The organism is Hellea balneolensis DSM 19091 (genome assembly GCF_000428525.1).
GTDB lineage: Bacteria > Pseudomonadota > Alphaproteobacteria > Caulobacterales > Maricaulaceae > Hellea > Hellea balneolensis.
Genome location: NZ_AUAC01000003.1, coordinates 818,125 through 841,876, shown reverse-complemented (window position 1 = coordinate 841,876; position 23,752 = coordinate 818,125). Strand labels below are relative to the sequence as shown.

At 48.1% G+C, this 23,752-nt stretch carries 20 protein-coding genes; 13 read left to right on the top strand and 7 right to left on the bottom strand.

What is annotated here, in order from left to right:
- The first annotated feature begins 31 nt into the window (after window positions 1-31).
- The 7 genes from F569_RS0110240 to F569_RS0110210 all read left to right on the top strand — a co-directional run bounded on the left by F569_RS0110240 (window position 32) and on the right by F569_RS0110210 (window position 7,836).
- Window positions 32-1,693 (top strand): M28 family metallopeptidase, encoded by a 1,662-nt coding sequence (locus F569_RS0110240; protein WP_026942135.1) that lies wholly within the window; start codon window positions 32-34, stop codon window positions 1,691-1,693.
- Window positions 1,694-1,707: 14 nt separating this feature from the next.
- Complete coding sequence (locus F569_RS0110235; protein WP_034388172.1) at window positions 1,708-2,436, top strand: glycosyltransferase family protein; 729 nt, start codon at window positions 1,708-1,710, stop codon at window positions 2,434-2,436.
- A gap of 7 nt (window positions 2,437-2,443) precedes the next feature.
- Window positions 2,444-3,484, top strand: coding sequence for a glycosyltransferase family 10 domain-containing protein (locus F569_RS17495; protein WP_051279716.1), 1,041 nt, complete (start codon window positions 2,444-2,446; stop codon window positions 3,482-3,484).
- A 97-nt stretch (window positions 3,485-3,581) separates the two neighbouring features.
- Window positions 3,582-6,233, top strand: a complete 2,652-nt coding sequence (locus F569_RS17490) for a M1 family metallopeptidase (RefSeq protein WP_162143766.1) — start codon at window positions 3,582-3,584, stop codon at window positions 6,231-6,233.
- Window positions 6,234-6,245: 12 nt separating this feature from the next.
- Complete coding sequence (locus tag F569_RS0110220) at window positions 6,246-6,752, top strand: DUF6702 family protein (RefSeq protein WP_026942133.1); 507 nt, start codon at window positions 6,246-6,248, stop codon at window positions 6,750-6,752.
- A gap of 27 nt (window positions 6,753-6,779) precedes the next feature.
- Window positions 6,780-7,409 (top strand): glutathione S-transferase family protein, encoded by a 630-nt coding sequence (locus F569_RS0110215; protein WP_026942132.1) that lies wholly within the window; start codon window positions 6,780-6,782, stop codon window positions 7,407-7,409.
- Window positions 7,410-7,416: 7 nt separating this feature from the next.
- A complete protein-coding gene (locus F569_RS0110210) occupies window positions 7,417-7,836 on the top strand; it encodes a VOC family protein (RefSeq protein WP_034388169.1) in 420 nt (139 codons plus the stop codon).
- A 10-nt stretch (window positions 7,837-7,846) separates the two neighbouring features.
- Here the strand turns inward: F569_RS0110210 and F569_RS0110205 are convergent, their stop codons facing one another.
- The 3 genes from F569_RS0110205 to F569_RS0110195 all read right to left on the bottom strand — a co-directional run bounded on the left by F569_RS0110205 (window position 7,847) and on the right by F569_RS0110195 (window position 10,391).
- A complete protein-coding gene (locus tag F569_RS0110205) occupies window positions 7,847-8,728 on the bottom strand; it encodes a bile acid:sodium symporter family protein (protein WP_026942130.1) in 882 nt (293 codons plus the stop codon).
- Between the two features lie 109 nt (window positions 8,729-8,837).
- Window positions 8,838-9,698 (bottom strand): pirin family protein, encoded by an 861-nt coding sequence (locus F569_RS0110200; protein ID WP_026942129.1) that lies wholly within the window; start codon window positions 9,696-9,698, stop codon window positions 8,838-8,840.
- Window positions 9,699-9,803: 105 nt separating this feature from the next.
- Window positions 9,804-10,391 carry a hypothetical protein gene (locus F569_RS0110195; RefSeq protein ID WP_026942128.1) on the bottom strand — a complete coding sequence of 196 codons (588 nt, stop codon included), beginning with the start codon at window positions 10,389-10,391 and terminating at the stop codon, window positions 9,804-9,806.
- A 43-nt stretch (window positions 10,392-10,434) separates the two neighbouring features.
- Between F569_RS0110195 and F569_RS0110190 the strand changes: the two genes are divergently transcribed.
- From F569_RS0110190 to F569_RS17485, 3 genes are all read left to right on the top strand, one after another.
- On the top strand, window positions 10,435-11,064 hold the full coding sequence (locus tag F569_RS0110190) for a glutathione S-transferase family protein (protein ID WP_026942127.1): 630 nt from the start codon (window positions 10,435-10,437) through the stop codon (window positions 11,062-11,064).
- Entirely contained in the window at window positions 11,064-11,666 is a 603-nt protein-coding gene (locus F569_RS0110185) for an HAD family hydrolase (RefSeq protein ID WP_026942126.1), read from the top strand. Before F569_RS0110190 ends, F569_RS0110185 begins: the two co-directional genes overlap by 1 nt.
- 73 nt (window positions 11,667-11,739) lie before the next feature.
- The gene (locus F569_RS17485) at window positions 11,740-12,492 is read left to right on the top strand and encodes a Coq4 family protein (protein ID WP_034388167.1); all 753 of its coding nucleotides are present in this window, start codon (window positions 11,740-11,742) and stop codon (window positions 12,490-12,492) included.
- On the opposite strand, the gene F569_RS0110175 is transcribed toward F569_RS17485, so the two are convergent.
- The 4 genes from F569_RS0110175 to F569_RS0110160 all read right to left on the bottom strand — a co-directional run bounded on the left by F569_RS0110175 (window position 12,470) and on the right by F569_RS0110160 (window position 17,168).
- The gene (locus F569_RS0110175; protein ID WP_026942125.1) at window positions 12,470-13,129 is read right to left on the bottom strand and encodes a carbonic anhydrase; all 660 of its coding nucleotides are present in this window, start codon (window positions 13,127-13,129) and stop codon (window positions 12,470-12,472) included. The two genes, F569_RS17485 and F569_RS0110175, sit on opposite strands and share 23 nt — an antisense overlap.
- Before the next feature lie 12 nt (window positions 13,130-13,141).
- Window positions 13,142-14,539 (bottom strand): PQQ-dependent sugar dehydrogenase, encoded by a 1,398-nt coding sequence (locus tag F569_RS17480; protein WP_051279714.1) that lies wholly within the window; start codon window positions 14,537-14,539, stop codon window positions 13,142-13,144.
- Between the two features lie 74 nt (window positions 14,540-14,613).
- Entirely contained in the window at window positions 14,614-16,422 is a 1,809-nt protein-coding gene (locus F569_RS19005) for a toll/interleukin-1 receptor domain-containing protein (RefSeq protein ID WP_026942124.1), read from the bottom strand.
- Window positions 16,423-16,586: 164 nt separating this feature from the next.
- Entirely contained in the window at window positions 16,587-17,168 is a 582-nt protein-coding gene (locus tag F569_RS0110160; protein WP_051279712.1) for a CIA30 family protein, read from the bottom strand.
- A gap of 146 nt (window positions 17,169-17,314) precedes the next feature.
- Here F569_RS0110160 and F569_RS0110155 point away from each other — a divergent pair, with 146 nt between their 5' ends.
- The 3 genes from F569_RS0110155 (at window position 17,315) to F569_RS0110145 (ending at window position 22,980) form a co-directional block, all read left to right on the top strand.
- The gene (locus tag F569_RS0110155) at window positions 17,315-18,172 is read left to right on the top strand and encodes a fatty acid desaturase family protein (RefSeq protein WP_162143765.1); all 858 of its coding nucleotides are present in this window, start codon (window positions 17,315-17,317) and stop codon (window positions 18,170-18,172) included.
- Window positions 18,173-18,197: 25 nt separating this feature from the next.
- Complete coding sequence (locus tag F569_RS0110150; RefSeq protein WP_026942121.1) at window positions 18,198-19,562, top strand: M28 family metallopeptidase; 1,365 nt, start codon at window positions 18,198-18,200, stop codon at window positions 19,560-19,562.
- Window positions 19,563-19,902: 340 nt separating this feature from the next.
- The gene (locus F569_RS0110145) at window positions 19,903-22,980 is read left to right on the top strand and encodes an amidohydrolase family protein (RefSeq protein WP_456077559.1); all 3,078 of its coding nucleotides are present in this window, start codon (window positions 19,903-19,905) and stop codon (window positions 22,978-22,980) included.
- Window positions 22,981-23,752 lie beyond the last annotated feature (772 nt).

Here is a 23,752-nt window from a genome sequence, read left to right as displayed (position 1 = left end):
TTCAACCGAAAAGAATTATATGGAGCAGATTATGACTCGCCTTAGTCTATTGGCCTTAAGTGCCTCATTGATATTTGTTACAGCTTGTGAACCCGCTGTAACCCCCGAAACGACTACAAAACCCGCCATTGCATCTGCCGCAGACATAGGCCGCCGTATTGAGCGTTTGGCGTCTGACGAATTTGAAGGCCGCGCACCCGGAACGCCAGGCGGACAAGCTGCATCGCAATACATCGCAGATGAAATGAAAGCCGCTGGCCTTGCTCCCATGGGTGATAATGGCACTTATTTCCAGCCTGTAGAGCTTACGGAAACCGAAGTGCTGCCCACCTCTTCCATGAGCATCAACAAAGACGGCGAAACGCTTATGAAAGCTGACCAAACAACCAACGCGGTCTATTGGACCAAACGTTTGGCAGCGAGCCAAACCATTGAAAACAGCGATGTCGTTTTTGTAGGTTACGGCGTAGTCGCACCAGAATATGGTTGGAATGACTATGCGGGACTCGACGTCAAAGGAAAAACAGTCGTTATGCTCGTCAATGACCCTGGCTTTGCTACCAAAGACGAGACGCTGTTTAAAGGCAATGCCATGACCTATTATGGCCGATGGACATATAAATATGAAGAAGCCGGCCGCCAAGGTGCCGCCGCCGCAATCGTCATTCACGAAACAGAACCTGCAAGCTATGGATGGGACGTTGTTTCCGGTTCCTGGACAGGCGCGCAATATGATCTGGTCAGGCCGGATGGCGGCGCCTCACGCACTATCCTTGAGGGATGGTGGCACAAGGACACAGCGGAAAAATTGTTTGGTGCCGCAGGTTTGGATTACGCAACTCTGAAATCCGACTCCGTCAAAAAAGGCTTTAAGCCCGTCCCGATGGAAGGCTTAACTCTGAATGCGACTATAAACCAAAATGTTAAAACCGTCGAAAGCCGTAATGTTGCGGGGGGCATCAAAGGTACGACCTATCCAGACGAATATGTGCTCTACATGGCGCATTGGGATCATTTAGGTAAGAATGAAAACCTTCCCGGCGATGACAAAATCTATAATGGCGCTGTTGATAATGCCACAGGCACAGCCTCGATTATCGAAATTGGAGAAGCTTTCGTGCAGCAAGGCGCGCCTGAACGCTCTGCACTTTTTGTGGCTGTCACAGCCGAGGAGAGCGGTTTGTTAGGATCAGCCTATTATGCCGAAGACCCGATTGTCCCTTTAGAAAAAACAGTCGCTGGCATTAACATTGACGCCATTCTGCCGCTTGGAAAAACCAAGGACATGAAAGTCATCGGCTTTGGGGCGTCCGAGCTCGAAGATCGCCTTAAAGATGTCCTCGAACCACGCGATATGTACATTGTCCCCGACGATAAGCCAGAAGCCGGATATTATTACCGCTCTGACCATATCAGCCTCGCCAAAAAGGGGGTTCCAATGCTCTATTCAGACCCGGGCAATGACCACGTCACAAATGGCCTGACTTACGGGGAAGATTTCGGCAAAGAATACACAAAGGAGCGCTATCACAAGCCTGGCGATGAATATGACAATAGCTGGGATCTATCCGGTATTGAGCAAAGCACTGAGATATTATTCGAACTCGGCTATGGCATTGCGAATTCAAGTGACTGGCCGAATTGGTATGAAGGCACAGAGTTCCGTGCGCTGCGTGATGAAATGTTGAAGTAAAGACTTTTACTTTGATGCAAACCATTATCTGCATGAAATGGGGCACACGTTATGGCCCTGATTTTGTAAATCGGCTTTATCATGCCATTCAGCGTCAGACACGCCGTAAGACGCGGCTCGTTTGCTTTACAGATGATGGCACCGGCATAAATGCAGATGTGCAGATTGAGCCCATTCCAGACATTGACCTGCCTGAGAATCTTGCCCTGACACCATGGCGGAAACTCACTATGTGGAAATACCCGCTCACAGACCTTGAGGGAGATGTGTTATTCCTTGATCTGGATTTAGTCATTACGGGCAATCTCGATGAGCTGTTTGATTATGAACCCGGACGATTTTGCGTGATTGAGAATTGGACCCAAATAGGAAAAGGCATTGGAAATACATCCTGCTTTCGTTTTCCTGTCGGTAAGTATCAACATATTTATGATGACATTCAGAACAATCCTGATCCCATCCTAGAAGCTTACCGCATAGAGCAAGTCTATATCTCCAAAGACATTGAAGATATGGTGTTCTGGCCAAAGCTCTGGTGCGCGAGTTTCAAGCACACATTGATGCCAAAATGGCCGATGAACTTTTTCAAAACACCCCAACTCCCTGAAGACACACGGATTGTGGCTTTCACTGGCAAGCCCGATCAAGATGAAGCGGCCATGGGGATATGGCCGGCTCCATGGTACAAGAAAATATATAAGCACGTTAAACCAACGCCGTGGATTGCCGAGCATTGGCAATAGGCGCGCTATGACTCTCCACGTCAAATTTCTTGCTAAGACACCCCCTGATCAAGACCCCGCTCTGTGGTTATCGCTTTTTCCAAAGCGCGAGCCCGTTATCGGAGACGTTAAATTTCATTTTGGTTTAGATTATCGGGGCTATGACTGGCTTGTCATTTATGAAGGTTTTCCGCCTTTGGCGGGTGAGAAGAAAATCAACCGCATCGAAATTCTTGACTGCCCCCGTGAGAACACACTTCTAATTACAACAGAACCGTCTTCTATCCGCATAGACGGGCCGCATTTTCTTAAGCAATTCGGGCATGTCCTTACGGCAAAAGACCCAAGGCTAGTTAAACATCCGAATCAGATATTCCAAACGCCGCCTCTACGCTGGTTTTATGGGCGCCCGATGTCTGAGGGTGATACCCATTATATCGATGTCGATAATTTCAATGCTCAGCCGCCAATTTTAAAGAAGCACGACATTTCAACAGTTTGTAGCAATAAACGTATGTCTCATACAGTCCATGCCCAGCGTTATGATTGCATCATGGAGCTTAAACGCCGCCTCGGAGGCGAGCTTCATCTCTTTGGGCGCGGAATAAATCCAGTTTCCAACAAAGCCGAAGCCATGGATGATTTTCGCTATCATATTGCTATAGAAAATCACATTGAGCCGCATCACTGGACAGAAAAGATTGCGGATTGCTTTCTCGCTTATTGCTTACCCTTCTATTATGGCCCGCCAAATATCAGTGATTACTTCCCTGAAGGGGCCATCATTCCGATTGATATTTTTGATGTTGATGGTGCGGAGCGCATTATCAGAGATAGTATATCACAAGGCCTCTATGAAAAACGTCTCCCGGCAATCATCGAAGCCCGTGAGCGGGTGTTGCATGACTATAATCTCGTCAATGTCATCGCCGAGCTTGTTAAAGAGCGTCACGTCCATAGTTCGGTAACAAAAAAGGCTGAAATTGCGGGACGGCATATCTTTAGAAAACGTCACCCATTCAAAGCCTCTTTAGACGGTCTTCACCGTATTCGCGGGGAATCCGCATAGACTTTTCCCTGTTAACGCGAATTTAGTGTGAATTTGCCATATGGGCCTGCTATTCAAAATGTAACTATGTAGCACACACCTTAACCTGGGGCTTTTCATGCGCGACTTTAAAAATGTTCTCAATTTCAGCTTAATTACGGGGGCATTTGCTGTCGGCTCTTTAACGTTTGCTACGCAAGCCTTTGCCAATGAGGGCGATAATGACGGCCCTGCATTTAGCGCTGGTGATCAAGTTAAACATTTCCGTCAACTTGGCCCTGAAAGCCTTCCGACACCGAACATCTTTCGCAATGCAGCAGGTGCGCCCGGCCCGGCTTATTGGCAGCAACAAGCCAATGTAAATATCGACGCCACCTTGGACGAAGAAAATAAGCGCATCATTGCTGAGATGGAAATTGATTACGTCAATAATTCTCCGGACACGCTAAACTATATCTGGCTCGCACTTGATCAAAACCGCTTCAAAGATGGTTCTCTAGCACGCGAGTCTACAGTCGCCTCAGCCGCAGGTTCACGCCGCGGCCAAGGAACAGGCAGCGCAGACCGCATTACCTTTGGCATGATGCGTTATAATCAAGCCATGGAAGACCGTGAATATGGCTTTGAGTTCACGGACGTGTCTGATGCTGACGGCAATAAGCTATCTTACATCATCAATGATTCTATGATGCGGATCGATATTCCCGAAGGCCTCGCTCCCGATGCCCGCTTTGAATTCAATGTAGATTGGGAACACAACATTATCGACGAAGAAGCCGTTGGCGGACGCGGAGGTTATGAGTGTTTTACCGATGAAGGCGAAGACGGAAATTGTATCTTTGGCCTCGCGCAATGGTTCCCGCGTATGGCCGCCTATACCGATTATACGGGGTGGCAGAATAAGCAGTTCTTAGGACGAGGTGAATTCACGCTCGAATTCGGGGATTACAATGTTAATATCACCGTACCGTCTGATCATATAGTTGCCGCATCAGGTGTACTGCAAAATCCGCGTCAAGTAATGACCGCCAAGCAACGCAAACGCATGGATGACGCCGGGACAAAAAAACCTATCTACATCGTGACGCCCGAAGAGGCTGAAGAAAATGAAAAATCTGTCGCCGAAGGCACTAAGACATGGCGTTTTAAAGCTGAGAACGTACGCGATTTTGCTTGGTCAAGCTCACGAAAATATATCTGGGACGCGATGCTATTTGAGCAGGACGATGATAAAAACCCTGTTGTCACAGCCATGAGCTTCTTCCCCAAGGAAGCCGACCCGATTTGGTCGCAATACTCAACACATGCCGTGGTCCACACGATGGATGTGTATAATAAATTTGCTTTCAACTACCCCTACCCGACTGCGCAATCCGTGAACTCATGGGAACGCGGCGGTATGGAATATCCGATGATCACCTTTAATGGCTACCGCCCATATGAGGACGAGAAATCCGGCGAGACAGTCTATTCCCGCCGTACGAAATATGGCCTTATCGGCGTTATCATTCACGAAATTGGGCATATCTATTTCCCTATGGTCGTCAATTCCGATGAACGCCGCTGGACGTGGATGGATGAAGGGCTGAACTCCTTTCTTGAATATATGGCAGAATATGAGTGGGAAGAAAACTTCCCGATCTCTGGAGGTCAGCAAAACCCACTCGACGTCATCCCGCGCTACATGACAAGTTCAAACCAAGTGCCAATTATGACACAATCCGATAGCGTTCTTCAGTTTGGTCCTAACGCTTATTCTAAGCCCGCCGCCTCACTCATGGTGCTGCGCGAAACAGTTATGGGCCGTGAGCTCTTTGATTACGCCTTCAGAGAATATGCAAATCGTTGGAAGTTTAAACGCCCCACACCGGCTGATTTTTTCCGCACGATGGAAGATGCCTCAGCCGTTGATCTGGATTGGTTCTGGCGCGGTTGGTATTTCGGAACAGACCATGTTGATGTCGGCATTACTTCTATGCGCGAATACACAATTTCGAGCCAAGACCCTGAGCAAGAGAAAGACAAGGACCGCGCCGATGATCTGGCGAAACGTCCTGAAAATATCGTTCAAATTCGCAATCGCGAAGAAGGCATAGAGCTTTATATCGACCGCATGGAAGATATCGATGACTTCTATAACGAGAACGACAAGTTCGCCGTCACCAATAAAGACCGAAACAAGTATAAAAGTTTTGTTGACGGGCTTGAGGGCTGGGAAAAAGAGGTCTGGGAACGGGCCCAAGCCGATGGTCACTATTTCTATTTTGTGGATTTTGAAAATGTCGGCGGATTGATTTCGCCGCTTCCGCTTAAGCTGACATATATGAATGGTGATACTGAAGAGATGATGATCCCGGCTGAAATCTGGCGCCGTAACAGCAAAAAAGTCACGAAGCTGATTACGCGCAAGAACCGCATTAAATCTATTGAGCTCGATCCGCATCACCAGACAGCAGATGCTGATTTTGATAATAACAGCTATCCTCCTGTTATGCGTCCGGGCCGATTGGAAATGTATAAATCTAATTACAAAGCCAGCAGCATGATGGCAGATATGCTTGTAGAGCTTAAAACGGACGAAGAGAAAGACGCTGAAAATAAAGGTGAAAGCAAAAGCGGCGATAAAGACATGCCGCTAAAGTCCGGCGCTAATGATAATGGCTCAAGCTCAGACGCGAAATCTGACTCTTCAAAGACTGGGGCGAAAAAACTGGACGATAAGGAGAAATCCTCTCTGCGTAAAACGCTTGAAAGAATGATGGGGAAATAAGACAAACGGCTTATGTTCACACGTCGTAATATATCTCAAATTTTAAGCGGGGCTGCCATCATGGCGGGCCTTCCTTTCTCTGCATCTGCACACCGGGAAAAGAAGACTCTCACGACCATTGAATGGGACGCAGACGAGAAAATGCTCAATGTCATTCACAGCTATCATCTGCACGATGCTGAAACGGCTCTTGCCGCTGCGGGCATTATTGACAGGCCTGACCTTTTTTCTCTTAAAGCCCGTGCTCAGCTTGCCCTCTACACAGAAAAGCATTTTTCTCTTTTATCTGCGGGAGCGCCAATAGATCTTGAGATTTTAGGCGCTGAAACAGAAGCAAAAACTGTCTATGTCTACCAACAAGCCAAAATGAAAACCGTCCCAACGGAGCTACTAGTTTCGGCTTCAATGCTAAGAGATATAATTCCTGGGCAACTCAATAATGTTGATGTTAAACTGAGCGGCGCTGTTCGGTCCATTCAATTCAAAAAAAATGATGGACCTAAAAAGGTGCTTGCCTAAGCCGCATATCCCGTTCACTAAGCTTCTATGCTTATCGTACACCACCTTAATAACTCCCGGTCACAACGCATCCTCTGGCTGCTCGAAGAATTGGAAGTGCCTTATGAAATCAAGCACTATAAGCGCGATCCAGACACAAATCGTGCCCCGGCAGAGCTAAAAGCTATTCATCCTTTGGGCAAATCCCCTGTGATTGAAGATGGTGATGACATTGTCGCGGAAACAGGCGCGATCATTGTTTATATTTTGGACAAATACGGAAAAGGAAAGCTCCGCCCCGAGCGCGACGCGCCCGAATATTTAGACTATGTCCACTTTCTGCACTTTGCGGAAGGGTCAGCGATGTTACCGCTCTTATTGGCGCTCTACACAGGCTATCTCGGCGAAGCCGCCGCCCCTATACAGCCTATCATCATGAATGAAATCAAAGGTGTACTTGATTATTGTGAATACCGCCTCATTCGTCATGAATATTTTGCCGGCGATATGATGACAGGCGCGGATATTCAAATGATCTTCCCGCTAGAAGCCGCCAAAGCTCGCGGAAGACTTAAAGGCTATGAAGCCTGTAACGAATTTGTCGAAAAAATTCATAAGCGCCCCGCCTATCTTCGTGCCCTCGAAAAAGGTGGCGATTACGCTTACGGGCCTAAATAGAGTCATTATGACTTCGGTCTTCCACCTCGCCTATCCTGTTAAAGACAAAGAAGAGACTCGCGCGTTTTATGCGGGAGTCTTAGGCTGCAACCAAGGCCGCGAAGCTGACACATGGATCGATTTCGATTTCTTTGGCCACCAGGTAAGCTTTCACGTAAAACCAGAAGCTTTTAGCAGTGTTGAGCCCACAAATCCCGTAGACGGCAAAAACGTTCCCGTCCGGCATTTCGGCGCGGTTTTGCGTTGGGATGAATGGCACGATTTAAAAGCGCGCCTCATTGAGGCAAAGACCGATTTTGTGATTGAGCCTTATATTCGCTTCAAAGGAGAGACTGGCGAGCAAGCCACAATGTTCTTCCTTGATCCCTCAGGCAACGCACTGGAATTTAAGAGTTTTAAAGATCCAAACCAAATTTTTGCCACCTAATTTATAAGCTTCATACGGTTTTATGAATATTACGATTATAAGTAATCAAACCACCGCCCAATAGCAACATAACCGCTCCATATAATAACAACGTCATAAGTACCGTTCCCCCCAAGGCGTTACCGACTGGGAATAAAGATGCATTCAACAGTAAGCCTAGATTTGTATTACGAACCGTGATTTCGATTTGAATTGCCGCTCCGTCTTGGGTCGGCAAACGAAGTATTTTTGGCACGATAACGCTTAGCGTTAAAAGAGCTAACGCAAAGACTAAAATAGTCAGAATATTTGATGTGCCAAACGAACTCAAATCTAAACGGCCCGCTCCTGCTGACCCAATTACAATCAGGAGAATGATAAAAATGGAACAATAAATACCAAATTTAGATATCTTCGCCGCATAATTAGAAAGTTTCGCATTTATCGCCATGCCAAAAGCCAAAGGGATAAGCAGAAAGATACAAATTTCAAAAGCGATCCGTCCCACTGGCATTACAAAATCTGCAGGCATATGTTGAGAAATTAGCAAGTTTAAGACGATGGGTGTTGTAACTAGACAGCCAATCGTTGTGATAGCCGTAATCGCAATGGAAAGCACAATGTTCCCTTTTGCCATATAGGTGAATATATTCGAGACGGTTCCTCCTGGAATGGCTGCAAGCAAGGCTAGACCGATAAGAACGCCTATAGCAGCGCCCGAGAACGCTATGAAAAGAAAAGCCACTAGGGGCACCAAAAGTAATTGCAAACACATGCCTACTGTAAATGCGCGCGGTGTTTCGACAATGCCCTTAAAGTCTTTTGGGGTTAGGGTAGCGCCCATCCCGAGCATGGCCAGACTAAGTTGCGCGGCGGCAAACCAATATTCATGAGCTAAATAAAAACTGAACATGAGTCTCTTTCTGAGTGGCCGCGTGTTCAGCTATTTTGCTGAGTGCCCACTCGTATCCTTATAATATTTTGAAAGCCATACGGTCTAAATATAGCCTTACTGCCTCGCCTTAATCTGGCAGCGGTATCCGCTCTTCACTGTCACCTGGCACATCACCAAACGCGCCATTTTTCCAATCTTCTTTCGCTTGTTCTATCCGCTCTTTGCGAGATGAAACAAAATTCCACCAGAGGTGACGTTTCCCTAAAGGGGCCCCTCCAATTATAGCGAGGCGCGTGCTACCTTTTGCCGTGATGACTTTAGCTGATGGGTTCAGAACACTCATAGCGTTTATGGGTGCGGTCTCACCATCAATATCGGCCTCTCCTTTGACAACATAGATACCAAGCTCTTCAGCTTGCGGAACATCCATAGTTGCACCGTCTTGCATATCCGCTTCTAAATACAGGTTAGGTGAAAAGGTTTTCACGGGCGACGTTGCGCCAAAAGCTGTGCCCATCATGACCCGGACTGTCACGCCGTCCGTTTCGACAGATGGAATATCGGCGGCGGGTGTGTGATAAAAAGCGGGTTCAACCTCTTCAAATTCTTCGGGCAGAGCATGCCATAATTGCAGCCCATGAAGGCGGTAGCCTGTCTCTCGCAATTCATCCCGTGTGCGTTCAGAATGCGCAATCCCCTTTCCAGCGACCATTAAATTTATGGCTCCGGGATGTATTGGCAGCGCATTACCGAGCGTATCTCTGTGATAAATTTCACCTTCAAACAGATAAGTCACGGTCGCCAGATTGATATGCGGATGCGGACGGACATTCATACCCTCACCTGGCGCAAAGTCTACGGGCCCAAAATGGTCAAAGAATATCCAGGGCCCAATAGAGCGCTGCTTTATAAAGGGCAATGCGCGGCGCACGGAAAACTCACCAATATCTTTCTCGCGGGGTTTAAGGATATGTTTGATTGAATCCATTTATGTATCTCCTACTTTATACGCAGCCTGGCTCTGACGCCCGGACCTAAAGGCATAGCCTTTAGGCACTTCGCTAAAATCGTTTCACAGGAACGAATTTGGCCGCTACATGCCCCATGGCGCGGGCGGTAGATCAACAGGCTGCGTTACGTCAAACTCGACCCTGAAATGCCGGTTGGGACGTGAGAGTTCATAGGCAAATTTAGCGTTGTTAATTTCAACCGCCCAGATATTGACGATTGAAACGTCGAGACCTTCTCTAAGAAACATATCAATAGAATATTGATCGACTGGAAAGACCTGCCGTGAGCGCGCACCCTCATAAATCGTATCACCCCCATATTGTGTGACCGCATCTTCGCTGCCGTCTTCATGGCGATGGTCATGCTTGAGGCGCAAGCCGTTTGCAGTTTTTGAAATAACCCACGTGCGGGAATGATCATCCCCGACATGAAACGGGATACGAAGCACAGTGTCACTACAGTCACGCACATGCATGATCATCTTTTTGCTGCCAAAATCTGCATCTACGGCATCATTGCTGACTAATTTTCCAGCATAGGCTTTACCGCAATGGCTTTTCAAATCATCAAAGAAAGCGTCTTGTGGCGACTCTGTTTTAGGCTCGCAAGCGGTCATCGCAATGGCGGCTACGGCACCTAAAAGAGCTTTAATTGATACGGGGACTGTCATAGGCTACTCCTGTTTATTTCCAGACTTAACGAGGACAGACCCTATGCTCAAGCTTTATGATTGCTCAACGGCTCCAAGCCCCCGCCGCGCCCGTATGTTACTTGCTGAAAAGGGCATTGCGCATGAAACGGTGCAAATTGACCTACGCAAGGGCGAGCAAATGAGCGCTGAATTTCGGGCCGTAAATCCGCGCTGTACCGTACCCGCTCTTGTGACAGATGAAGGCGTGCTCACCGAAAATGCAGAAATAGCTGCCTATCTGGAAGCCGTTTATCCTGATGTGCCTATGCTCGGCTCTACGCCTCTTGAAAAAGCGCTTGTCGCAAAATGGAATTGGCGCTGTGAGATGGAAGGCCTAATGTCTATCGCAAGCGCCTTGCGTAACGCCACGCCCGCTATGAAAGACCGCGCTTTACCCGGGCCGCGTAATGTGACGCAAATCCCAGAACTTGCTGAGAGAGGTCACAAGCAAATCGGGTGGTTCTTTGAAGACTTGAATGACCAGCTGAAAGAAAATGATTATGTCGCGGGTCAAAACTATTCTGTCGCCGACATCACGGCGACAATCGTCGTGGACTTTGCAAAATGGGTCAAAGCCTTCCCGCAGGATTCGCATACGGCACTATTGGAGTGGCATAAGCGTATGAAAGCCCGGCCTAGCTACGCATTGTAATGCAAAAGCCTAAAGTTCTTCTTTTCGACCTTGGCGGCGTAATAGTGCGTTGGGTCGGTCTTGACGCTCTCGCCTTATTGACAGGATTGGAGCGTGAAGAAGTCATAGAACGCTTTGCCACTTCGGACGTCTTTAAGGCCTATGAAATCGGAACGTGTTCAGATGATGAATTTGCGGATGAACTCATCACGCGGTTTAATCTAGATACGCCCCGTGAGGCTGCAAAGTCGCTTTGGAACAGCTGGGTTCAAGAGTGCTATAGCCATACGAAAGAGACACTAGAGGCGTTGAGACCACATTATATCTTGGCGTGTCTATCCAATACGAATGCACTTCATTGGGAGCATTTAAAAACCCATATTGATGTAAATCTTTACTTCGATCACAGTTACGCTTCGCACCTCATAAATAGCGCTAAACCTGATCCGCAGAGTTATATGATACCTCTTAAAGATATGGACGTCTCGGCAGAACATGTTTGGTTCTTTGATGATACTGTTGAAAATGTCCAAGCCGCAGAATCAGTTGGCCTGACATCTTTTCATGTTGACCGAAATGTGGGTGTTGTCCCTAAATTGAAAGAGCTGGATTTAATCATATAAGAATGCGTTTCTGAAATATCGCCATTCACACTCGTTTATTGAAAAATAACGGATCATGGCGTAACAACGTATCATGACATCACGCCGTATCAGACCTATCAAAGCTTATAAGCACTTTCGCAATCTTATCAAAGATAAGGAAGACACCACACAAGTCTTCTATATTGTCGAGGCCTTGGATGGCTCCAACCTCGAAAAAGACTTTAAACGCTTCATGTCTACATCTGATGGCCAAGCCCGCTACGCTGACCGCAAAGAACTTGTTCCTCTTCTCGATAATCATGAGGAGTTACGCAAACTACCTATGGGCTCAGTCGGGCAGCATTATTGTGATTTTATGGAAAGCCAAGGTCTGTCCGCTCAAGGCCTCGTTGATGAATATGACCGCTTTGATAACTCACTAGAAGATTATTATTCAGAGGACGTGGCGTGGTTTGGATATCGCCGACGCGATGTGCATGATTTGATGCATATCATGACAGGTTACAGCCGTGATGCCTTGGGTGAAGCCTGTGTTCTAAACTTTACGCATGGCCAGCATGGCGGCTTAGGCATTTATTTCATCGCTCACATGGCGTCTCTCGAAGTCCGTAAATATGCGCCTAAAGGCTCGCCTGTTTGGAAGGCCGTCCGAGAAGCGAGGAAAAACGGAACACTAGCTGAAAATATATGCCAGCAAGATATCATGTCACTTTTAAGTGAAAATCTCGAAGAGGCTCGCAAGCGGCTAAACATTAAACCTGCGACTCAATATCATAAGGTTCATGCGGCAATGCACGCCAATGGCATTGATCCTTACGGGGTTATAGGGGCTCAGGCAGCCTAGGCTCAACTATCTCAAATTCACCATCAGGGTTTGCCAACATAAGACGCGCTTGAATAATTGAAAAATAAGCCCCTTGCAGGACTAACTTTTTTGCTTCAACAGCCTCGCGCACGAATGGAAATGTCATGAGGTTTTCAAGTGATTGCCGAACGCCCTCCAATTCCATTTCGAGCTGAATCTCTTCTTCGGGGAGGTTACGAGCTAATACACGCTCTCGAACATCATTTATGATGGACACCCATTTTCCTACATATCCTGCTTCAGGATCATGACCCATACCGTTGAGGCAGCCTTGAATACCCCCACAACTCTCATGGCCCATAACAACAATTTCTTGAACCTCTAAATTTTTAACTGCGTATTCAATAGCCGCAGAGGTTCCATGATAACCTGAAGTCGCGTCAAGCGGCGGGACAATATTCGCAACATTGCGTACGACAAACATTTCGCCGGGATATGCATTAAAAATATCAGTCGGGTCAACGCGGCTGTCCGAACAAGCTATCAGCATAATTTTGGGATGCTGCCCCTTGGTGCCCAAGTTTTCATAGAGCCTTTTTTGTTTTATATAATCGCCTTCACGAAACCCATGATAACCGGATTCAAGTTTAGCTTTCCAATAAGCCCTTAACGGCATGACGTCCCTCTTTTACTCGTTTGGTGTGAGCCTAACGATTCGACTAGGCAACGCCACATATATAGCCCCGTCAGGCCCTATGGTCACGTCCCGAACGCGTCCTTTATCTTTTATTAAAATAGCCTCACCTTTGTAAGTTTCACCCTCGACATCAATCAGGCGAACAGTTTGATTAGCAAGCGCCCCAGCTAATAAGCGGCCCTTCCACTCGGGGAAAAGATCACCCGTGTAAACATCCAAGCCGCAAACGGCGATTGACGGCGTCCACTGACTGACGGGCTGCTCCATACCCGGCAAGGCCGTATGCGGCGTCAGCTCTGTACCGTTATAATTGATACCATAGGAAATTTTAGGCCAGCCATAGTTCACGCCGGACTTGATCGCATTAAGCTCATCACCGCCGCGCGGGCCATGTTCCGTCTCCCACACAACACCCGTTTGCGGATGAACAATCGTGCCTTGCGGGTTACGATTGCCATAGCTGTAGATTGACGGATAAGCGTTCTCAATTTCGACAAAAGGATTATCTTCGGGAATAGAACCATCACGCATGATGCGGTGAATTTTTCCATTGGGCCGTGTCAGATCTTGTGCTTCATCTTTTTTACCACGATCCCCTATTCCGAAATAAAGGTGACCTTCATCATCAAATGTAATGCGCGATCCAAAGTGAAAACCTGTCTTGATGTAATCCTCAGGCTTGGCTTGGAACAAGGTTTGCTCATTTGTCCACTGCCCATTTTTAATGCGGCCACGTGATATTTTTGTCATCAAGGCTTTGCGGTCTTTTTTATCGGCATGGGTATAACTCAGATAGACCCACCCATTATTCGCATAATCAGGATCTGTTGCGACATCAAGCAAACCGCCCTGCCTCTCATCAACTGACTCCGGAATGCCCTTTATCTCTATGCGGCCCACTGAACTGACTTGCCAAAGTTTACCGCTTTTTTCTGTGACTAAAGCTGTGTCATCAGCAATGAAGTGCATGCCCCAAGGTTCGTCCAAGTCAGTCGCCCAGTCTTCAATCTTTACGCGCTCTTCCACAGAGGAAACGTTTTCAACGGCAGGAATTTTCTCAGAACTCAGATCACTATGGATATAAGTCACAAGGTCATCCAAGTTTTGGCCGCGAATAACGTCACCAAAAGCCGGCATTCCAACCTCTTCCAAACCCTGCGTAACAATACGGCGAATATCCGCAACTGTGCCGCCATAAGCCCAGCTCTCATCCGCCATGGACGGCGCCATTCCGCCCTCCATATTCACGCCGTGGCAGCTTTCACAAAATTCAGCATAAAGAGCGGCTCCGCGTTCAGTTGAGCGTTCCATGTCTTTTTTTTGGGCCGAGGCTTGCTGACAAGCCGTGAACAAAAAAGCCGTAGAGGTCAAAAGAAGTAAGCGTAACATATAGTTACAAATCAATGAACTTAGGGAGAACGTCAAGTCAGTTACGGCATAATATTAATACAATTGATGAGCAATCAAAGATCATAATTCGTTAGAGCTTCCTCAAATTTACGGTCAAATACCGATAAGGATTTCGGTAAGTGAGTGGTCCAATAGAGACTATCCTTTAAAGATGTCACCATGGGCTCGCTCTGTAGGTTTTCGATTTGTTGGCGATAAGACTTACAGCTGTCAAAATCTAAGCGATCAAGAGATGTGTTCATAAGCCCAAATAAAGCGGCAACTTTCGCCCGCATCATTTTCTCTCGCCCCGGCTCAACTTCTAATGCTTCATTAGATTTTGTCAGAACAAATTGGTGCGATTTTTGTGCCGCTCCATAGTCTTTAATTCCTCTAGCTGCATTTCCAAAACCGATATGAGCATAAATCAAACCTTCAAGAAGTCTGAAATCCTTTGGCAATCGCTGATATTCCGCTTTTAAAATATCGACCTGACGCGCTCTTATAAAATGAGCATCATCTAAAAGGTCTGACGCGCGATATGCCTCTGCTAGCCATGCCAAATTTTCGGTGTGACTCAAGGTGACATCTACATCCGCTGCCTTCTGAACAATGCCTTTGAACAGTGTATCAGCGGCTTCAAGCTCGGCGGTAGCCTCTTTAACATTGCCAGTGCGGAGCTTCAATCGCCCTAAATTCGTCTTAGCAATTGCGCGATGAGCTACGGCGTCCTGACTTTGGGGCTCCAATTTGGAAAGCTCCTTGGCTAAGCGCTCATATTCTTCCAGATACGTCAATTCTTCAGCACGGTTCTCGCGGCGTCTTAATGTCTTTGATTGTAAATATGCACTCAAGGCGTGCTCTCTAACACGGTCGGGGTTTGTTGGCGCTAAAATGATTGCATTTTGGGTTATGGCGTAAGCTTGCTTAAAATATCTATCAGCTTCGTCAGTTGCGCCTATGGTGTATTTAAGCTCACCAATGAAATGCAAAGCTCTGGCACGTCTTCCGTTAGAATCCTCATCAGAAGCAAAATCAGTAGGATTAAATTGCTCATAATAACGTGCGGCCTTATCCCCAATACTCTCCATCAAATCTAAGCGGCCAAATGGTTCTAAGTCTTCGCGAAGGTCGCTCAACATGAATTCTACAAAATCTTCCGCGTCTTTTTTCCGCGCATATGCCTCTTTTTGAGAGTTCATAGCGAACCACGTTAAGCTTCCTAAAAGGCTTATGATTATCGCCGAGGAAACCAAAACTCCTGCAAACCGCCTCCGCGCCGTAGCCAAATCTCGACGAACCAAATCATCCAACTTCATGCCCAGAAGACCTGACACAAGTTTTATGAATCCCAGCTTTCTACCATCACCTTGAGGCCTGAAATCTGCCGCCAAAGGCTCTTCCCGCTCGTCGCTTAACGTACCATCATCTGAAATTTTATAACGAAGCGCTTTGGGAAAACACTCGGTCTCAGACGTCGCCTCTGTCTTAGAAGCGAAGGGGTCTCCATCAAGGATAACAGTGAAAATGTGATCTGAGCGTCCTAGTCTTTTGAAATATAAAACCTCTTCATTCACCCAGTGTGATCGCGCCGCATTTGGTGAGCAAATGACGATGAGTTTTTCACTGGCCTTCAAGGTATCTCGCAACTTTTCACTCAGTTTCGATCCGGCACTGAGATCATCACGGTCTCGGAAAATGGGTTTGAGTGATTTAGGGCGGCTTGTCCCGTCTGCCGGAATATGAAAGCTCTCAAGCTTTCGGTGCAAACGGCGTACAAATTTCTCGTCTTTATGACTGTAACTTATGAAGGCTTTATAGGAGAAAATGTTAGGCACACGTGCCGCGCCATCTTCATCTAAATCCTTGACCTTAGCGCTCATTCACGGTTCTCTTAAGCTGTCATTCGCAACAAAAGGACAAGATCCCGCCCCCACGCGCGGACTTAAGAGGAATCAAAGCTAAACTGCAACATGATACGCGTATTTTTTGAAAATTTGTCTTTAGGTCATCACTAGAAGAGTTTCACACCTTAAGGTCTCGAGACTTAAGCACAGTTCTTTATCCATTTAACATTAAGCCTGAATGGGCCGTCACGTCCGTCAGCAAGTATAAGACCTAATTCACTGACCTCGCTCGGATCAAACTCCGCGCCTCTTACTGGACGCCCGAAAATTGAGGCGCTTAAAGTTTCGAATGAAACCTCCACCTCTTCCCATTCATGGGCCTGTGTTTCGGGAATGGGCGCTTGAAAGGATACCAATCGACCACGATAAGCTATATTTGTTCTCATGGTCACTTTATAGCCACGTCCATCAGACTTGATGCGCAGCTTCAGCCCGTCCGACTCGGCTAATACGCCTTGAGTTACTGGCCGTCTCACAGAAGAAAAACCTCCTCCATTTGTGTTTATGACACCCTCAAAAACCATCTGTCCCTCTTCAAAGCGAGGTCCGCCTGAGGACTTTCCGCCCATAACGCCGTCATTTACTGCGCGCCATTGCTTGACCTGTTCAGACGTTTCAAAATCCACATGCATTTTGCACTCCTTTAGAATATCGTTTTTGGCCTCAGCTTGAGTACAAGCAGACAATAATAACGCTACAGCGTATAGTGTTTGTTTCAGCATTAGCCGTCTCCATTTATGGATTATACGCGCGGCACACCCATATTGTTCATTCACATTGCATTGACAGCCATAGCGTAGCCAAGCATGTTGATTTTATGGCTTCGAAGCACCGTTATATCCCAAACGAGACAGTGAAAGCTCTAGCAATGCGTTCTGACTTGTGGGGTGCGTGGCTTACTATTCACGTTTGGACAGTCATCATTGGTGCAATGGCGACATTTATCCTGTTGCCAAATCCCATCACATTTATCCTAGCCTTTTTATTGATTGGATCACGCCAGCACGGCTTGGCCATCCTTATGCATGACGCGGCCCATGGTATTTTATTTAAAACCAAAGCGCTCAATGAGTTTGCTGGAAAATATCTTTTAGGTGCGCCTTATGGAGGTGATCTGGGAGAATATCGAAAATACCATCTTAAGCACCATCGCTATGCGCAAAGTGAGCTTGACCCTGACCTTGCGCTGTCGGCAAAGTTTCCAATCTCAAAAGCAAGCCTAAGACGGAAACTCATTCGAGATATTACGGGACAAACTTTTCTGCGCTTACGATTCGCCTCAATAAAAATGAAGCGAGGAGATAAGCCTATTATAGAAGGGTCCGAGGCTTTTCAAAAAAGCTCGCCTTGGCCATATCTAAAAATCAATGCAATACTCTTAGGTAGTTTGACGCTTGTGGGGTTTTGGTGGGTTTATTTCGCGCTTTGGCTTGCACCTCTTATGACATGGTTTTTTGTTGTACTACGTTTGCGCAACATCACTGAACATGCCATGACGACATTTGATGATAACCCCCTCACACATGCCCGCACGACTTACACGAATATTTTAGAGAGAATTTTCCTTGGGCCCTATTGGGTCAATTATCATGTCGAGCATCATGCCTATATGTTTGTGCCGTGCTACCGTCTCAAAGCGCTTCACAAAGAGATGATTGGGCATCATGACTCAATGGAAATAAGACAGGGCTACGGATCTGTTCTTAAGCTCGCGACGACCACATAATAGTTTAACTCCAACTGAGGACCTCATGCGCAAAATACTCTTGGCTTCCACCGCTTTTCTTATGGCCTGTTCCGCAGAAGCTCAAAAATCTGATTACGGCCCGCCTTCTGAAGTGCAAGATATTTACGCTATTGCCTCGGAGCCCTCAGCCGATCGCATTCGCACAGACATCCAAACCCTTGTCGATTTTGGAACGCGTCATACTCTATCCGAAACTGAAAGCGAGACACGCGGTATCGGTGCAGCGCGGCGTTGGATATTTGCTGAATTTGAAAAAATCTCCAAGGATTGCGGCGGCTGTCTTGAAGTGATTTATGTCTCGGACACGATTAGCGGCGAGCGCCGTATTCCAGAGCCTACCGAAGTTGTTTCCGTCCTCGCTATCCAAAAAGGCAGCATTGACCCGAACCGCTATGTGATGATGTCCGGCGATATTGACAGCCGCGTCACCGACCCGCTCAACGGCACCTCCGACAGCCCCGGCGCGAATGATAATGCTTCCGGTATGGCCGGTGTGATCGAAGCCGCGCGTGTTCTGTCAAAGCGCAAATATGCGGGCTCAATTATCTATGCCGGATTATCCGGTGAGGAACAGGGTCTGTTTGGCGGAGAGATTGTGGCTGCTTATGCCCTAAACCAAGGCTGGGAAATTAAGGGTGTTCTCAACAATGACATGATTTCCAATATCTCGGGCATTGATGGCGTGATTGACAATTCTAGCGTTCGAGTTTTTTCCGAAGGCACACGCGCTAATGAAACAGAAGCCGAAGCCCGCACGCGGCGCTTCACGGGCGGAGAAGTTGACAGCCCCTCCCGCAACCTCGCCCGATATATCAAAGCACAAGCCGATCAATATCTGACAAACCTCGACGTGATGATGGTTTACCGCCTCGACCGTTTTGGACGCGGCGGCCACCACCGCCCCTTTAACCAAGTCGGCATCCCCGGCATCCGTATCATGGAAACACACGAGCATTATGACCGCCAGCATCAGGATTTGCGGGAGGAAGACGGCGTCGAATATGGCGACACTATGGAGGGCGTGGATGGCCCTTATGCAGCCAAGCTGACTGCTCTGAACATGATCACTATGGCCGGCATGGCGGGCGCGCCGCCCTTTCCGGCTAATGTCGAAGCGACGGGCGCCGTTAAGCCCTCAGCCAAGCTGACATGGGAAACACCTGATAATGCGGATAACCTCGCGGGTTACCGCGTGCATTGGCGCCTGACGACAGCGCCGGAATGGACACATTCGCGCTTTATTGGAAAAGTTAATGAATGGGAGTTCAAGAATTTGGTCATCGATAATTACTTCTTTGGCGTTAGCGCAGTCGCGATGGATGGCAGTGAAACGCCCGTTGTGTTTCCCGGAGCCGCGGGCCGATTCTAAGCGCGGCGTTTTTAACGCTACGTTTCCCCTATTGGGCGAGTATACATGACGCGGCTCGCCGCACGCCCTACACTAGACAAAATAATGGAGCCATCGCATGACATCGTTAAAAATCACATCCCTCAAATATATCTTGCTTGGCGGAGTTGCCATTACAACGGCGCTTGCATTTACTGCGATGGCCGACCATCCACATAAGCCTAAAAAGACCAAAGCCGAGCAAGTCGTCAAAGCCAAAGCTCCCACAGTTAAAATGGTGGCGGCCGGGAAAGTGATTGCTGTTGCCTCCGAGCAGACTGATACGAAAAGCGCCGAGAAAGCCGACGAAAAATGGGACGTCATGAACCCGCCCGGTGATAAACGTGAGATTGATATCAATGTCACAGAGGGCACATGGATGAGCCTTGATGTCTCGCCGGATGGAAAGACAATCGCCTTTGATCTGCTCGGCGACATTTACACCATGCCCATCACGGGCGGCAAAGCGACTAATATCGCCAGCGGCATGGCCTGGGAAATGCAGCCGCGTTTCTCCCCTGATGGTAGCCGCATTGCTTTTACCTCTGATCGCGCGGGCGGTGATAATATCTGGACGATGGATGTTGACGGCGAGAATAAAGAGCAGGTCACGAAAGAGAGCTTCCGCCTGCTGAACAATCCGACTTGGTCGCCTGATGGCCAATTCATTGCAGCACGTAAGCATTTCACAACATCCCGTTCACTCGGTGTCGGCGAAATTTGGCTCTATCACACCAGCGGAGGTTCGGGCGTGCAGCTCGTGAAAAAGCCATCAGAAGCCCATCAGAAAGAGCTCGGAGAACCGATGTTTTCGCCTGATGGAGATTATATTTATTACAGCCAAAACATAACTCCCGGCCCCATTTTTGAATATGCGCAAGACTCAAATACTGAGCTTTTCCAAATCAAGCGATATGATATGGAAACCGGAGATATTGACACCTCTGCCGGCGGCGCTGGCGGCGCAGTACGCCCTGCCCCCTCGCCTGACGGGAAATATTTGGCTTTCGTCAAACGCGTCCGAGCTGATTCAAAACTATTCATAAAAGACCTCGAATCCGGCGAAGAACGGATGGTGTTTGATCACCTTGACCAAGACATGCAAGAAACTTGGGGCGTTCAAGGCATGTATCCGAACATGGATTGGAGCCCTGATAGCCGTAAAATTTACTTTTGGGCGAATGGCTTGATACATTCTGTGAGCATCGAAGACGGCGACATTGAACATATCGACTTTGAGGTCAACGATACCCGCACTGTCATGGTCGCTCCGCGCCCAACTGTCGAAGTGGCGCCGGATGAATTCGAAACCAAAATGACGCGGTTTACCCAAGTCTCCCCTGACGGCAAGACGGCGGTCTTTGAGAGCATTGGAAAACTTTTCCTGAAAGATCTTAAGTCCGGCAAAGTCAGAAACTTAACGAAATTGCCAGAGACACTTCGGGAGCTTTATCCAAGTTGGTCTCGCGATTCAAAGCAGATCATTTTCACGACATGGAATGATAATGATCTCGGCGCGATTCATTCCATTAACGTCGCGTCCAGAAAAATCACGACCCATACCCAAAATCCCGGCCATTATAAACGCCCGGCCTTTTCGCCCAGTGGTGACTTCATCACCTATGAAAAAGGCGCCGGCGGATTTTTAACAGCGCCCGAATGGTCATCTGATACCGGCATATATGTCCAAGCTACAGATTCGAGCGATGCGCTGCTTGTGAGTAAATCCGGCAGCAATCCGCATTATGCGGATGATGATATGCGGGTCTATTTCACCAAACGGATGGACGGGAAAGCCACACTTGTCTCTACAAATGTTTTAGGTGGATTAGAGCGTAAGCATGCCTCCTCTAAAATGGCGCAAAGCTATCATATCTCGCCCGATGGCGGAATGATTGCCTTCCGCGAAAACTATAATCTTTACATCATGCCCGCACTTAAGGGCCCTCAAAACCTTGCAGCGGGTAAATCGGACAAAGCCCTGCCCGTCACTAAAGTCAGCTATGGCGGAGCGACCTATCCTAGCTGGACAGCTGACAATCAGATCAATTGGACCCTTGGGCCAACACTGTTCACCGTCGATGCCACCAAAGCCATGGCGGATGATTTTGAGCCGCCCAAAGAGGGCGTAAATCTCTCTTACAAAGTCAAAGCTGATAAACCCTCTGGCATGATTGCATTGAGCAATGCCCGTATCGTCACAATGGCGGATGAAGATGGCGGCGTAATAGAGCAAGGCACCATTTTGATAGACGGAGACCGCATTGCGGCCATTGGCGATGATGTCTCTGTCCAAGGACGCGTAAAAGTCGTTGACGTGGAGGGCAAAACCATTGTCCCCGGCTTTATCGAAGCCCATTACCACGGCCCGCAAGGCACGGATGAGCTGATCCCAAATCAAAACTGGAAAACACTGGCGACCTTGGCGCTTGGGGTCACCACCGTCTTTGATCCGTCCAACCGCGCCAATGAAATCTTTGCAGCCGCAGAAATGCAGCGCGCCGGAAAGCTGCTCTCCCCGCGCACCTATTCCACGGGTGAAGTTGTTTACGGCGCCAAAGCCCCTGGCTTCTTTGCGGATATCCAGAAAGAAGAGGATGCGCAGGAACATATTTCTCGCCTGAAGAACCAAGGCGCGCATGGCATTAAAAACTATAATCAACCCCGCCGCGACCAACGCCAACAGGTCGTAAAAGCCTCTCATGACAATAATATTTTGGTCGTGTCCGAGGGTGGCTCCCTTTACCATATGGATATGAGCCTCGTGCAGGACGGCAATAGCTCTGTTGAGCATAACCTGCCTGTCTCGGTGATTTATGACGACGTCGTGCAGATGTTTGCCCAAACCAATGTCGCCTCGACGCCAACGCTCTCCGTGACTTATGGCGGTGTGCGCGGTGAGGATTATTACTATCAGGAGTCCGATGTCTGGAAACATCCTATTCTCTCCAAACATGTCCCTCCGGCTGTGCTGCAATCCCGCGCCGTACGCCGCCAAATGGTGCCGGAAGAAGATTATGCCGATGCCGCGGCGGGAGCTGTTTCTAAAAAGCTTATGGATGCGGGCGTCATGGTCTCTATTGGCGGCCACGGCCAACGCGAAGGCCTCGCCTCTCATTGGGAAATGTGGAGCTTTGCGCGCGGCGGCATGAGCCCGCTCGAAGCGCTGCGCACCGCGACAACCGAACCCGCAAGGCATCTGGGCTTTGACAAAGATATTGGCACCCTCGAAGAAGGCAAGCTTGCCGATCTTGTGATCCTGTCCGATAACCCGCTCGAGGACATTCGTAACACCGATAAAGTCGAACACGTCATGGTTGGCGGACGCCTTTATGAGGCCGAAACCATGAATGAGGTACATACAGGGAATAAAAAACGCCTTCCATATTGGTGGGAGTAAGGATGAAAGTTTTACCCTCATCCTGAGGAGGTCTTCACTCCGCAGGGGTGGAGACCGTCTCGAAGGACGGGTGCTTTCGCAATCAATCCTTCGAGTCCCGATGCTTCGCATCGCCTCAGGATGAGGTTTTTTATGAGGTATTTGGGGCCGCCGCGAGGACGTCGCGAGACGGACTAACAAAATTAAGATAAACCTCCCCTGCCAACTGCCCCGGCTTTTTTAAAATGAAAGCCAACATTTACTCGGTGTCCATAAAGGTGGACGTCCGCAGGGCGTTCGCCTTGAGGCACGCCTGGAATAACTATAACACAAGGAGAGGCCCTGCGGCGGTGATTTTATCGGCGGCGTCTCAAGTGACTTACGCCGAGGCCAGCTTTCCGCGCGCGTATTTCGCGGTGCTCCACCTCACCGTCCCTCTAACAACAAACCTACGCGATTGCCTGTCCATGTAGCGGGAACGAATACAGTTTAGCATAGGCCTGCAGTTGCGAGGATTAAATTGTTTGAGACTGCGATATTGATGGGGTTTTGAGGTGTTTTTAGTGAGGATTGATTACGGATTTGGTGAGTTTAGGAGACGATTGGCGAATCCCAAAATCAATCCTGTTTGCGCCGAAGGGGGAATCGATTTTAGGCGAATATGGTCACGGCAGTGGATTTGGGCGGTTTGGGGGGATAGTGTTGAAAAACTCGAAAATCAGGAATCTCCAAATTTTCTTCACTCGGACAAACATTTCAAAACCAACTTTAAAAATCACCTTACTGACTCATA